At 56.0% G+C, this 14,055-nt stretch carries 10 protein-coding genes; 4 read left to right on the forward strand and 6 right to left on the reverse strand.

From position 1 onward, the window contains the following. Positions 1-129 precede the first annotated feature (129 nt). The 4 genes from ACIPDS_RS14795 to zapB form a co-directional block, all read right to left on the reverse strand. The gene (locus tag ACIPDS_RS14795) at positions 130-1,434 is read right to left on the reverse strand and encodes an SLC13 family permease (RefSeq protein ID WP_400737197.1); all 1,305 of its coding nucleotides are present in this window, start codon (positions 1,432-1,434) and stop codon (positions 130-132) included. Between the two features lie 73 nt (positions 1,435-1,507). Continuing rightward, complete coding sequence (locus tag ACIPDS_RS14800) at positions 1,508-2,263, reverse strand: CDP-diacylglycerol diphosphatase (RefSeq protein ID WP_400737200.1); 756 nt, start codon at positions 2,261-2,263, stop codon at positions 1,508-1,510. Positions 2,264-2,456: 193 nt separating this feature from the next. Continuing rightward, positions 2,457-3,446, reverse strand: a complete 990-nt coding sequence (sbp, locus tag ACIPDS_RS14805; RefSeq protein WP_166515247.1) for a sulfate/thiosulfate ABC transporter substrate-binding protein Sbp — start codon at positions 3,444-3,446, stop codon at positions 2,457-2,459. A 207-nt stretch (positions 3,447-3,653) separates the two neighbouring features. Continuing rightward, a complete protein-coding gene (gene zapB, locus ACIPDS_RS14810; RefSeq protein ID WP_166515246.1) occupies positions 3,654-3,893 on the reverse strand; it encodes a septal ring assembly protein ZapB in 240 nt (79 codons plus the stop codon). A gap of 424 nt (positions 3,894-4,317) precedes the next feature. Between zapB and ACIPDS_RS14815 the strand changes: the two genes are divergently transcribed. Both ACIPDS_RS14815 and glpK read left to right on the forward strand, forming a co-directional pair. Then, positions 4,318-5,166, forward strand: coding sequence for an MIP/aquaporin family protein (locus ACIPDS_RS14815; protein WP_400737205.1), 849 nt, complete (start codon positions 4,318-4,320; stop codon positions 5,164-5,166). A gap of 21 nt (positions 5,167-5,187) precedes the next feature. Then, the gene (glpK, locus tag ACIPDS_RS14820) at positions 5,188-6,696 is read left to right on the forward strand and encodes a glycerol kinase GlpK (protein ID WP_400737208.1); all 1,509 of its coding nucleotides are present in this window, start codon (positions 5,188-5,190) and stop codon (positions 6,694-6,696) included. Positions 6,697-6,790: 94 nt separating this feature from the next. Here the strand turns inward: glpK and gltS are convergent, their stop codons facing one another. Further along, positions 6,791-7,993, reverse strand: coding sequence for a sodium/glutamate symporter (gltS, locus tag ACIPDS_RS14825; protein ID WP_166515243.1), 1,203 nt, complete (start codon positions 7,991-7,993; stop codon positions 6,791-6,793). 284 nt (positions 7,994-8,277) lie between these two features. On the opposite strand from gltS, the gene ACIPDS_RS14830 reads away from it, so the two are divergent. Then, on the forward strand, positions 8,278-9,669 hold the full coding sequence (locus tag ACIPDS_RS14830; RefSeq protein ID WP_400737212.1) for an NCS2 family protein: 1,392 nt from the start codon (positions 8,278-8,280) through the stop codon (positions 9,667-9,669). Positions 9,670-9,789: 120 nt separating this feature from the next. Then, entirely contained in the window at positions 9,790-11,466 is a 1,677-nt protein-coding gene (locus tag ACIPDS_RS14835; RefSeq protein ID WP_400737215.1) for an AsmA family protein, read from the forward strand. Positions 11,467-11,733: 267 nt separating this feature from the next. Here ACIPDS_RS14835 and yicI read toward each other — a convergent pair whose 3' ends face one another. After that, positions 11,734-14,052, reverse strand: a complete 2,319-nt coding sequence (yicI, locus tag ACIPDS_RS14840; protein ID WP_400737218.1) for an alpha-xylosidase — start codon at positions 14,050-14,052, stop codon at positions 11,734-11,736. Between the last annotated feature and the right edge of the window lie 3 nt (positions 14,053-14,055).

The following is a 14,055-nucleotide window of genomic DNA, read 5'->3' on the forward strand; positions in this document are numbered from 1 at the left end:
CGTGCCGGATGGCGGCGTAAACGCCTTATCCGGCCTACGAATTACGCACACGATGCCTGCTTAAACCGGCCCTATGGCCGGTTTTATTATTTTGTAGGCCGGATAAGCGTAGCGCCATCCGACACGTTATTATAATTTCCCTAGCACCTGATACCAGAGATAGTCCAGCGGCAACAGCAGCAGATAGCTCACCGCCGCCAGCGCCAGACACAGCAGCATTCCTGCCCTTGCAGGCACCTTCCCTAACGCCATCGCCACCACAATCGGCGACGCCTGATACGGCAACAGCGGCGTGGAATATCCCAACACCTGAATCATAATCACGCTCAGTAGCGGGAAACCGGTGGCATCAGAGAAACTCTGCGCGAAGGTGGTATAGAGCGCCGGTACGCCGTTGGCGGTCATAATAAAGTTCAGCGCGCTGGTAATGCCCGTTAACGCGAGGAAACTGGTGAAAGGCGCGTCTTCATTGAGCGGCATGATATGCAGCAGCGCGTTCCCCACCACCGCGCCAATTCCCGTTTGGGTGACGGTGATAGCCAGCCCCAGAATACCGGCAACGTAAATGCAGGTGCGTATATTCACGCCACTGGCAAACTCCTCGCCATTAATAAACCCAACGCGTGGCAGTAACGTGACCACGGCGGCTACCAGCCCCGTCCATGCGGGGCCGATGCCGTGCCAGCTTTCGGTGACCCACAAGGTCAACACCACCGCCAGCAGCCAGGCCAGACGTTTCTCGTTGCCGCTCATCGGCGGTAAGGGTTCGCCTGTTTGCGGCGGATGCGGTTTTCCAGGAAACAGCCAGCAAATCAGGCCAATCAATACGGCCCCTTTTAGCCACCCGAGCACCGGCGTGTGCAGCAGCAAATAGGGAACATAATTGAGATGGATACCGTAAGCGCCTTCCGCCGCCCCGCTCATCACCAGATTGGGCACGTTGGCCGGTAAAATGGTCGCGGAAAGCTGGAAGGTACCGAAGCCGACCGCCAGCGCCAGCCCGTACCACGCGCGGGTGCCATCCTCAATGCCGGCACGCTTCGCCATCGCCGCCACAATGGGCATCAACAGCGCAATACGTCCCATATTTGATGGCATCACGAACGCCAGCGCATAGCTTAGCAGCACCACGCTGCCCACCATCAGCAGCCAGGAATCGGTAAGCCTTGAGGAGAGCGCCCGCGCAGCGCGATCGGCAAGACCCGTTTTACGGATAGCGATACCCAGCACAAAACCGCTGAATACCAGCCAGAAGGCCGACGAGGCGAAGCCACCAAAGATAACGTCGGGCGGCGCGATTTTGGCGGTCATCGCTGCGGCAAAGAACAGCAGCGCGGTAATAAACTCCGGCAGCAGCGATGTTGCCCACAGCAGGATAGTGACACCAACAATGATAGAGGGAAGGAACAGAGGGTGGGACAACCAGAGCGACATACCTGTCTCCTGTCGTTTTTTTCAGCAAGAATACGACGACAGGAATGACAGGTAAACGCCAGATATGGTGGGGTTATTGCAAAATTTCGCAGCTATGATCCTGAATCTCTTCCGCAGAAGCGCGGTTCAGAGCCAGTAGGTTTCGCTGCGTTGCCAGCAACACCAGTGAACCATCACTTTGCTGTGCCAGCGCCAGCGCAAAGCTCCCCATATGGTCGCGCGCTTCCGGCACCTCTTCCGCCAGCATCAGGAACGGGCTGCGCTGCGACAGCTCATTTTCGGTTACACGGCGTGCCAGATACTCATGCCCCAACAGGCCACCCGGCAGCGGCAGCCAGCGGCTGCTGATAGCCGCCATATCACCGTCTAATTGTTCCCGAACGTCTTTTCTCAGGCAGGAAATATGGATGTGGAAATGGTTTTGTGAGCGCCCGGTACGGGAGTTTATCGCCAGCGAAACGGCGCTATCCGGGATGGCCGAGCCGCGTTTGTCGCTCATAATGGCGCGTCGCTGCCAGGCCTGCCAGAAGAAGTTGGGCGTAAGTGGATCAAGCAAAAGCGGGCTTTCGGTGCCGTTAATGCGGTAGGTCGGCATCAGCAAATATTGCAGCGGCCCATTACGGTCTTTAAACAGGACGTAACCGCCGTTCGGATTGACGTCGACGCACGGCTTAGGCGTACGATGCTGTTGCTGGTTGGGAACACATTGTTGCAACGCAATCTGGCGTAGCGCATCGCGACTACTGGAATGCACCCAGTACCAGCCGCCCGCTCCCGCCGCTATCACCACAATCAACACTATCGCCAGCAGATATTTTAGTTTTTTCATTGTGTTCCCTCATTTCAAACCGAGGGAGGAGAGTAACGCAGTTTTGTGACCAACAGAACATTTCTGGCAAGAAGAGGGGATATTAGCGCGATGCGTATCAGATCTACGATACGGTAGCCCGGCCAAGCGAAGCGCCGCCGGGAATACTCTGTGCAAAATCCCGGCGTCGCATTCGCTCGGCCGGGCCAGGATATTAACGCTTACTGATCTGGTCGAAAGTACCGCCGTTGGAGAAGTGCTCTTTCTGCGCCTTCGTCCAGCCACCGAACTCTTCATCGATAGTAAAGAGCTTCAGTTTCGGGAATTCGTTTTCATATTTTTTCGCAACCGCGGCATCACGTGGACGATAGAAGTTCTTCGCGGCGATTTCCTGACCTTCCGGTGAGTACAGGTACTTCAGGTAAGCCTGCGCCACTTCGGTGGTGCCTTTTTTGTCGGCCACTTTGTCGACCACGGAGACGGTCGGCTCAGCCAGAATAGATTCGCTTGGCGTCACGATTTCAAACTTGTCTTTGCCCAGCTCATTGGTTGCCAACAGCGCTTCGTTCTCCCAGGCAATCAGCACGTCGCCGATACCGCGTTCTACGAAGGTGTTTGTTGAACCCCGCGCGCCTGAGTCCAGCACTTCCACGTTTTTATACAGCGCCTTCACAAAGTCCTGCGCTTTGGCCTGATCGTTGTTGTTGTGATGCAAAGCGTAACCCCAGGCAGCCAGATAGTTCCAGCGAGCGCCGCCGGAGCTTTTCGGGTTCGGCGTGATGACGGAAACGCCCGGTTTAATCAGGTCATTCCAGTCGTGGATCTGTTTTGGGTTGCCTTTGCGTACCAGGAACACGATGGTGGAGGTATACGGCGCGGAGTTATCCGGTAAGCGTTTGATCCAGTTTTTGTCGATACGACCGCGCTCGGCGATAGCGTCAACATCATATGCCAGTGCCAGCGTCACCACGTCGGCATCAATACCGTTAATTACGGAAGTAGCCTGCTTACCGGAACCACCGTGCGACTGACGGATAACCACGTTGTCACCGGTCTCTTTTTTCCAGTGTGCGCTGAACGCCTTGTTATATTGCTCATACAGCTCACGTGTCGGATCGTAAGACACGTTAAGTAATTGAATATCCTTAGCCAGTACGCTGCTGGAAGCCAGCAAAAGAGTCAACCCTACGCCCCACTTGTTCATCGCCCGCTCTCTTATCTGTTGTGTTGTAATGAGGCTAGCCTGCCAGAAATCGAATCGATGATTAAAGAATAAAAAAAGATTGATTATGCAGTTTTGAAATATAAGAGGCGGTAACACGCGATGCGCGTTTGCTCGAATTCACTCAGAAGGGAAAATCAGAGGGGAGCTTCCCCAGACCGTTTAGTCACGGCCCAGGGAGAGTTGGAATCAAACTTCTTCCATGCGGCCCAGCAGCGCCTGCAGACGATCCTGCCAGCCGTTCTGCTGTTCTTTCAGCTGACCGTTTTCACGCTCCAGCTCTTCACGGCTATGCTGTGCAGTCTGAACTTCCTGCTCCAGCGTGTTGTTCTTTTCTTTCAGCTCTTCGATTTCCATCTGCAACAGCGTGATGGTGTCAATCGCCTGCTGAACTTTTGCTTCCAGTTTCTCAAACACTTCTAATGACATCGTCCTATCTCCTGATCTTGCAAGGCGTTGATCTCGTCCCGGAACCCCGGTGACGCCTTAACCCAATTAAGCGCACGGCTTATCGTCGATTGTATGGAGCGCCGTCGCCCCTGTCCAGCGCCAGAGCCTGTAGATTACGGTTCTCCGCCATTTTCGGCCTGGTCCTGGAGCGTTTGCGCAATTTCTCGTGAGATTGTTAACGGTTTAGCCTGCCGAATGTTTCCCTCCTCACACTTTTCGCTCCGAAAACGTTCATTATTTGGCGCGAAAACGCTCATTTCTTGACGTGGTACACACATTTTGATTTCGATATTTCTCGTTTACGCTCGTTAACGATAAATTAACACTATGCCTACATGGCAACGTGAGCGCCTTGAACGTTCACGCACACAATAATCATTAATTTGTCTTCAGGATTCCGATTATGAGCCAGACATCGACCTTAAAAGGCCAGTGCATCGCAGAGTTTCTTGGTACCGGGTTACTGATATTTTTCGGCGTGGGGTGCGTTGCTGCACTTAAAGTGGCGGGCGCGAGCTTTGGCCAATGGGAAATCAGCATTATCTGGGGTCTGGGCGTGGCGATGGCCATTTACCTGACCGCTGGCGTATCCGGTGCGCATCTTAATCCGGCAGTCACCATCGCCTTGTGGCTGTTTGCTTGCTTCGACCGTCGCAAAGTCGTGCCATTTATTATCTCCCAGGTTGCAGGAGCATTTTGCGCGGCGGCGCTGGTGTATGGCCTTTACTACAATCTTTTCTTCGACTTCGAACACACGCACAATATGGTGCGCGGTAGCGTAGAAAGCCTTGAACTGGCCGGCGTTTTCTCCACTTACCCGAATCCACATATCAATTTTGTGCAGGCCTTCGCGGTAGAAATGGTCATTACCGCTATCCTGATGGGCTTGATTCTGGCGCTGACCGACGACGGTAACGGCGTTCCACGTGGGCCGCTGGCGCCATTGCTGATTGGCCTGTTGATTGCGATTATCGGCGCATCCATGGGGCCACTGACCGGATTTGCGATGAACCCTGCGCGCGATCTCGGGCCTAAAGCCTTCGCCTGGCTTGCGGGATGGGGCGACGTCGCCTTTACCGGCGGCAAAGATGTTCCTTATTTCCTGGTGCCGCTGTGTGCGCCAATCGTCGGTGCCGCACTGGGCGCATTCAGCTATCGTAAGCTGATTGGCCGCCACCTGCCGTGTGACACCTGCGAGGTTGAAGAACCGAAAGCGGTCTCCAGCCAAAATCAACACAATGCTTCGCTGTAATCTGACTACGGAACGCTCATTATGACTGACAAAAAATATATCGTTGCGCTCGACCAGGGCACTACCAGCTCCCGCGCCGTCGTTATGGATCATGACGCCAACATCGTCAGCGTGTCACAGCGCGAATTTGAACAAATTTATCCTAAGCCCGGCTGGGTTGAGCATGACCCAATGGAAATCTGGGCCACCCAAAGCTCGACGCTGGTCGAAGTGCTGGCGAAAGCCGATATTAATTCAGACCAGATTGCCGCCATCGGTATCACCAACCAGCGAGAAACGACCGTTGTGTGGGAGCGTGAAACCGGCAAACCAATCTATAACGCGATTGTCTGGCAGTGTCGCCGTACCGCAGAAATCTGCGAAAAATTAAAACGTGACGGCATGGAAGAGTATGTGCGCAATACCACCGGTCTGGTGGTTGACCCGTACTTCTCCGGCACCAAAGTGAAGTGGATCCTGGACCACGTAGAAGGTTCCCGTGAGCGCGCGCGTCGTGGCGAGCTGCTGTTCGGCACCGTCGATACCTGGCTTATCTGGAAAATGACCCAGGGACGCGTACACGTCACCGACTATACCAACGCCTCGCGCACCATGCTCTTTAACATCAACACCCTCGAGTGGGATGACAAGATGCTCGAGGTGCTGGATATCCCGCGCGCCATGCTGCCGGACGTGCGCAAATCATCAGAAGTGTACGGACAGACCAACATTGGTGGTAAAGGCGGTACGCGTATTCCTATCGCCGGGATTGCCGGTGACCAGCAGGCGGCGCTGTTTGGCCAACTGTGCGTCAAAGAAGGGATGGCGAAAAACACCTACGGCACCGGCTGCTTTATGTTGATGAACACCGGTGAAAAAGCGGTGGCCTCAAGCCACGGCCTGCTGACCACCATTGCCTGTGGCCCGCGTGGCGAAGTGAACTATGCGCTGGAAGGCGCGGTGTTTATGGCGGGCGCATCCATTCAGTGGCTGCGCGACGAAATGAAGCTGATTAGCGATGCGTTCGACTCCGAATACTTCGCCACCAAAGTGAAAGACACCAACGGCGTGTACGTGGTGCCAGCCTTTACCGGCCTTGGCGCACCGTATTGGGATCCGTATGCGCGCGGGGCGATTTTCGGCCTGACGCGCGGCGTGAATTCAAACCACATCATCCGCGCAACGCTGGAATCTATCGCCTACCAGACGCGCGATGTGCTGGAAGCAATGCAGGCTGACTCCGGCATTCGTCTGCACGCCCTGCGCGTGGATGGCGGCGCGGTCGCCAACAACTTCCTGATGCAGTTCCAGTCCGACATTCTGGGCACGCGCGTTGAGCGCCCGGAAGTGCGCGAAGTGACGGCGCTGGGCGCAGCCTATCTCGCCGGTCTGGCCGTCGGTTTCTGGCAGAATCTGGATGAGCTACAGGAAAAAGCGGTGATTGAGCGCGAGTTCCGCCCAGGCATTGAAACCACCGAGCGTAACTATCGCTACAGCGGCTGGAAGAAAGCGGTGAAACGCGCATTGGCGTGGGAAGATCACGACGAGTAATCACCGAGCCTACCCGGGGTCGGCGTAAACGCCTCGCCCGGGCTGCATCTACGGTAGCCCGGCCGAGCGCAGCGACGCCGGGACGGGCATCCAATCAACCAAACATCGGCAGCATCAAATACAGCTTAATCACCAGCGCATTGACGATATCAATAAAGAACGCCCCCACCATCGGCACCACCAGGAACGCGGTATGCGATGGGCCAAAACGCTCGGTTATGGCCTGCATATTGGCAATAGCCGTAGGCGTAGCGCCCAAACCAAAGCCACAGTGACCTGCCGCCAGTACCGCTGCATCGTAGTTTTTGCCCATCAAACGATAGGTGACAAAGATAGCGTACAGCGCCATCGCAAGCGTCTGCACCGCGAGGATAACCAGCATCGGCAACGCCAGATCCGCAAGCTCCCACAGCTTCAGGCTCATCAGCGCCATCGCCAGGAACAATGACAAACTCACGTTGCCCAGCACCGACACCGCGCGTTCAAAGACGCGGTAAAAGCCCATCAGCGCCAGACCATTACTGAGGATCACCCCAACAAACAGCACGCAGACAAACGTTGGCAGCTCAAGCGCCGTCCCTATCAGCAGTTGCGCAATCACCTTACCCACCGTCAGGCAAATGGCGATAAGCGCGATGGTTTCAATCAGCACCAGCGAGGTGATTACTCGCCCAACGTCCGGTTTTTCAAACGCGGTCGGCACTTCCTGGTCATCCGGCGTCCCGTTTGGCGATGAAGAATGCTTCACCAGATAGCGCGCCACCGGGCCACCAATCAACCCACCGAGCACCAGACCAAAGGTTGCGCACGCCATCGCCACTTCGGTGGCATTGGTAAAACCGTAGCGCTCAATAAACAATTTACTCCACGCTGCCCCGGTACCGTGACCACCGGACAACGTGATGGACCCCGCCAGCAGACCCATCAAAGGATCAAGCCCCAGCAGCTTCGCCATGCCGATGCCCAGCGCATTTTGCAGCAACAACAACCCCACAACCACAACCAGGAACATCCCCACCACTTTCCCGCCTGAACGCAGGCTGGCAATGTTGGCGTTAAGTCCGATGGTGGCGAAAAAGGCCAGCATCAACGGGTCTTTTAACCCCATATCAAAGTCGATTTCCCAGCCCATGCTTTTCTTCAGCACCAGCAATGCCAGCGCCACCAGCAGGCCACCCGCAACGGGTTCGGGGATTGTGTATTTCTTCAGGAAGGGGACGTTCTGGACCAACTGTCGTCCGAGCAGCAACACCAGCGTTGCCGCGACGAGCGTTGATAAGGTATCAAGATGAAACATAAGTGCAGCTCCTTACTAAACGCATGATCCATTCATACGCGACAAATTTCCGATGTCGTGAGCGCCTCATCATGAGGCGTCGGCGCAAAGTGTAAGCAAGAAAAGGAAAAAAGTGATAGAAAAAGGGACTATTTCTCATCAATTTCGTTAACCCATCCCACTTAATACGTAGGTTTTATCAGGTTATTTGCCGCAATATTTTGTCGCACACCTAAGCAACCGATTGCTTTTACCAGCCAGTCCGCTAAAATCGCCACTTTTCCGACACGAGATGGCCTGAAAAGATGTCCGCTAACACCCTCGAACACGTCGATGCGCAACCGGTTGCGCAGAAGCACAACAGCGAATTAATTTACCGTCTGGAAGATCGCCCGCCGCTTCCGCAAACCCTGTTCGCCGCCCTTCAGCACCTGCTGGCGATGTTTGTCGCGGTGATCACCCCCGCGCTACTGATTTGCCAGGCACTGGGGCTGCCCGCCCAGGACACCCAGCATATTATCAGCATGTCGTTATTCGCCTCCGGTGTGGCATCCATCATTCAGATTAAAGCCTGGGGCCCGGTGGGCTCAGGTCTGCTGTCGATTCAGGGCACCAGCTTCAACTTTGTCGCCCCGCTGATTATGGGCGGAACGGCGCTGAAAACCGGCGGCGCGGATGTCCCTACTATGATGGCGGCACTGTTCGGCACGTTGATGCTGGCGAGCTTCACCGAAATGGCTTTATCCCGTGTGCTCCATCTGGCACGCCGGGTGATCACCCCGCTGGTGTCGGGCGTTGTGGTGATGATTATCGGCCTGTCATTGATTCAGGTGGGTTTGACTTCCATCGGTGGTGGCTACGCGGCAATGGCGGACAACACCTTTGGCGCACCGAAAAACCTGCTGCTGGCAGGCGTGGTGCTCGCGATTATCATTCTGCTTAACCGTCAGCGTAATCCCTACCTGCGCATCGCTTCACTGGTGATTGCGATGGCGGCAGGCTACCTTGTGGCCTGGGCGCTCGATATGCTGCCGGCGAATACCGCGCCAACCAACGGCAGTCTGATTATGGTTCCAACCCCGCTCTACTACGGTTTGGGCATCGACTGGAGCCTGCTGCTGCCGTTGATGCTGGTGTTTATGATCACCTCGCTTGAAACCATTGGCGATATCACCGCCACCTCCGATGTTTCTGAGCAGCCGGTTTCCGGCCCGCTTTATATGAAGCGACTCAAGGGAGGCGTGCTGGCAAACGGGCTTAACTCCTGCGTGTCCGCCATCTTCAACACCTTCCCCAACTCCTGCTTCGGGCAGAACAACGGCGTGATTCAGTTGACCGGGGTTGCCAGCCGTTACGTTGGTTTCGTAGTTGCATTGATGCTTATCGTGCTCGGCCTGTTCCCGGCGGTAAGCGGCTTCGTCCAGCATATTCCAGAACCGGTTCTCGGCGGCGCAACGCTTGTGATGTTCGGCACCATTGCCGCTTCCGGTGTTCGTATTGTCTCCCGTGAAGCGCTGAATCGCCGCGCGATTCTGATTATCGCGCTGTCACTGGCCGTCGGCCTTGGCGTTTCCCAGCAGCCACAAATCCTTCAGTTCGCCCCGGACTGGCTGAAAAATCTGCTCTCCTCCGGCATCGCCGCCGGTGGGATCACGGCAATTATTCTGAACCTGGTCTTCCCGCCAGAGAAAGAGTAAGCCCCAAGCGGCAGTGGCCTTGTCCACTGCCGCTGACATCGAATTAAACGATTCCTGCCTTGAGCATTGCGCACAAATCATGCATAACAGGTTTATGTGCCCTTCTCAGGATGGAAGATCATGAAATTTCTTGGAAAGCTGCTTATCTGGCTACTGATCGCCCTGCTGCTGGTGATACTGGCCTTTTACTTTGCGCTGCAAACACGCTGGGGCGCACGTCAGATGAGCCACTGGCTTAGCGATAACAGTGCCTATCAAATCACCTTTGAGGCGATGGATCATCGCTTCTCATCCCCTTCGCATATCCTGCTGAAAAACGTCACCTTTGGCCGTGATGGCAAACCTGCAACGCTGGTTGCCAAAGATGTTGATATCGGCCTGAGCTCGCGCCAGATAACCGACCCGCTGCATGTCGATACCATTTTATTGCAGGACGGAACGCTGAATCTCTCGCCGTCAAATGCGCCGCTGCCGTTTGCCGCCGACCGTTTACAGCTAAGAAATATGGCGCTGAATAGCCCAGAAACCGGCTGGGAGCTCAGCGCTCAGCGCGTTTCAGGCGGGGTGGCGCCTTGGTCACCGGAAGCCGGTAACGTGCTGGGGAAAAAAGCACATATTCAGATGAGCGCGGGCTCGCTGTCGCTGAACGGCGTCCCGGCGACCAACGCTTTAGTTGAGGGTGATATTAACGGCGGCGAAGTCACATTAACCACCGTCGGGGCCGATATGGCGCGCGGTTCGCTGACCGGCAACGCCCGGCGTAACGGCGACGGAAGTTGGGTGGTGGACAACTTGCGCCTGAACGATATCCGTCTGCAAAGCGACAAATCGCTGCTCGATTTCCTGGCACCGTTGACGACGGTTCCTTCTCTCCAGATTGGCCGTCTGGATGTGACCGATGCCAGCCTGCAAGGCCCGGACTGGGCGGTAAGCGATCTTGACCTCAACTTGCGCAACCTGACGCTCAGCGACGGCGGATGGCAAAGCACCGATGGCAAGATTTCGCTGAATGCGAGCGAGTTTATCTACGGCTCGCTACATCTGCTTGAGCCTATTCTCAACGCGGAGCTCTCCCCGCAGGGTATCGCGCTGCGCCAGTTCACCTCACGCTGGGAAGGCGGCATGGTGCGCAGTTCCGGTAACTGGCTGCGTGCTGGCAATGCGTTAGTTCTGGACGAGGCCGTGGTTGACGGGCTGGAGTACACGTTGCCGGAGAACTGGAAAACCCTGTGGATGATGCCACTGCCAGAATGGTTGCAAAGCGTTACCGTGAAAAAATTCGGCGCGAGTCGTAATCTGGTGATTGATATCGATCCCGAGTTCCCGTGGCAGGTCACGGCGCTGGACGGCTATGGCGCAAACCTCCAGTTGGCGAAAAACCGTCAGTGGGGCATCTGGGGCGGCAGCGCAACGCTTAACGGCGCGGCGGCAACCTTTAACCGCGTTGACGTACGCAGACCATCGATGGCGCTGAACGCCGATGCCTCGAATGTGAACATCACCAAACTGAGCGCTTTCACCGAAAAAGGTATTCTGGAAGCCACCGCCACGGTATCGCAGCAACCGCAGCGCCACACCAGCGTGACGTTAAACGGGCGCGGCGTGCCGTTAAATATCCTGCAACAATGGGGCTGGCCGCAGCTCGCGATTAATGGGGATGGAAATATTCAGCTTACCGCCAGCGCCAGCATTCAGGCCGATGCGCCGCTCAAACCGACGGTGAACGGGCAGCTTCATGCGGTGAATATGGCGAAACAGGAAGTGACGCAGCAAATGCAGGGTGGAGAAATAAAGTAGCCCGGCCAAGCGGAGCGCCGCCGGGATGTTTCCCTGAATCACCCCGGGGTCGATGCTGACGCACCTCGCCCGGTCTACAGATTGATGTAGGCCAGATAAGGCGTAGCCGCCATCCGGCAATGTGCTCGGTTATGCCTGATGGCGCATAGCTTATCAGGCCTACGGGTTCTCAATACCCACAGTATCAACAGGATTGATCGAGCGACTATTCCCTCACCCGTCCCTCTCACAAGGGGAGAGGGTTAGGGTAAGGGGGCAAGCTCAAACTTAAAGTGTAATCACCAGCTCATTACCCTGCGCCGTCACCACCACGCCAAGCTCGCTACCCGCCTGAGTACCGCCCTGCACGCCAGCAATCTGCTGAACGTTGCGCAGACACAGCGTCCAGCCGCTCGCCTGACCGTTACCTTTAACGGTGATCACGTTGCCCTGACGTTTCGCCTTCAGCGTATAGATAACCGAACCATCCGCCGCCGGTACTTCGCACACCGCTTCACGCCCGTCCTCCAGGTGGAACAGCTGGAATTCAGTGCCTTCATGCCATGCGTAGTCTGGCTTCTGGTTATTGTTACCCATCGCCAGCAGCGTATTGTCGCGCACGTAAACCGGCAGGCTCATGAAATCATGTTGCTGTTTATGCCAGCGGCTGCCCTGCACTTCGTCGTTATGCCACAGATGCGTCCAGCGGCCTTCCGGCAGATAGAACTGCACATCGCCCGCTTCGGTAAACACCGGCGCAACGGCCAGCGAATCGCCCAGCATGTACTGACGGTCGAGGTAATCGCACGCCGGGTCGTCCGGGAACTCCAGCATCATCGCGCGCAGCATTGGCGTGCCCTGCTCGTTGGCCAGCGCCGCCTGACGATACAGATACGGCATCATCCGGCACTTCATTTCCGTGAAGTAACGCACCACGTCGCAGGACTCGTTATCGTACGCCCATGGCACACGGTAGGATTTGCTGCCGTGCAGGCGGCTGTGGCTGGAGAACAGACCAAACGCACACCAGCGCTTATACACATCCGCAGGCGCGGTATTTTCGAAGCCGCCGATATCGTGGCTCCAGAATCCGAAGCCGGACAGGCCAATCGACAGGCCGCCGCGCAGGCTTTCCGCCATGGATTCGTAGTTGGCGTAGCAGTCGCCGCCCCAGTGCACCGGGAACTGCTGGCCGCCCACGGAGGCTGAACGCGCAAACAATACCGCTTCTTTCTCACCCACGGTTTCTTTCAGCACGTTCCACACCATTTCGTTGTAGATAAAGGCGTAGTGGTTGTGCATTTTCTGCGGGTTAGAGCCATCAAACCACTGAACATCGGTTGGAATGCGCTCGCCGAAGTCGGTTTTGAAGCAGTCGACGCCCATCGCCACCAGTTCTTTGAGCTTATCGGCGTACCACGCACAGGCCTCAGGGTTGGTGAAGTCATAAATCGCCAGGCCCGGCTGCCATTTATCCCACTGCCAGATTGAACCGTCTGGACGCTTAAGCAGGTAACCTTTTTCTTTTAGCTCGTTAAATACCGGCGATTTTTGGCCGATATACGGGTTTATCCACACGCAGACCTTAAGCCCTTTATCTTTCAGGCGCTGGATCATGCCTTTTGGATCAGGGAAGGTCACCGGATCCCACTCAAAGTCGCACCACTGGAAGGCTTTCATCCAGAAGCAGTCGAAGTGGAACACGTGTAGCGGCAGATCGCGCTCCGCCATACCGTCGATAAAGCTATTCACCGTCGCTTCATCGTAGTTGGTGGTGAACGATGTGGTCAGCCACAGGCCAAACGACCACGCTGGCGGCAGCGCCGGACGCCCGGTGAACTGGGTATAGCGGTTCAGCACCTCTTTCGGGGTTGGGCCGTCGATGACAAAGTATTCCAGATACTCGCCTTCCACGCTGAACTGCACTTTCGACACCTTCTCCGAACCAATCTCGAAGGAGACGTTTTCAGGATGGTTGACCAGCACGCCGTAACCACGGTTGGTCAGATAGAACGGGATATTTTTGTAGGACTGTTCGGTACTGGTCCCGCCGTCCTTATTCCAGGTTTCCACGTTCTGACCGTTGCGCACCAGCGCGGTAAAGCGCTCGCCCAGGCCGTAAACCGTTTCGCCAACGCCCAGATCCAGACGCTCGAACATATAGTTGCGATTGTCGTTGGTATCCTGCACGTAGCCGTTATTTTTCAGCTGACTGCCGGTAATGCGCACGCCGTTACGCAGGAAGTCCAGCGACCAGAATTCACCTTTGGTGACGCGCACGCTGAGGTTGCCGCTTTTCAGCTCGGCAAATTCAGCGTTGTCCTGAATCTGCACGTTCACATCTTTCAGCACGTTCAACGGGTAGTGTGGGCCAGTTTCCAGCGCCCCCAGGAAATGCTGAATTCGTACCCCAATCACCCCTTCCTGCGGGGAGAAAAAGCGAATGGCGAACAGCGGCGTATCCAGTTGCCATGCACGTTCACGCACATCGCGCGGCGCCACGTTAAACACCATCTCATTGCCATGCTGTTCAACATCAAACACCTGGACCGGATGAATCAAGTTGAGACCCGGTTGGGTCATCCAGTTTCCATCACTGATCTTCATAGT

The sequence above is a fragment of the Kluyvera sp. NPDC087067 genome (genome assembly GCF_044745165.1).
In the GTDB taxonomy this organism is placed as follows: domain Bacteria; phylum Pseudomonadota; class Gammaproteobacteria; order Enterobacterales; family Enterobacteriaceae; genus Kluyvera.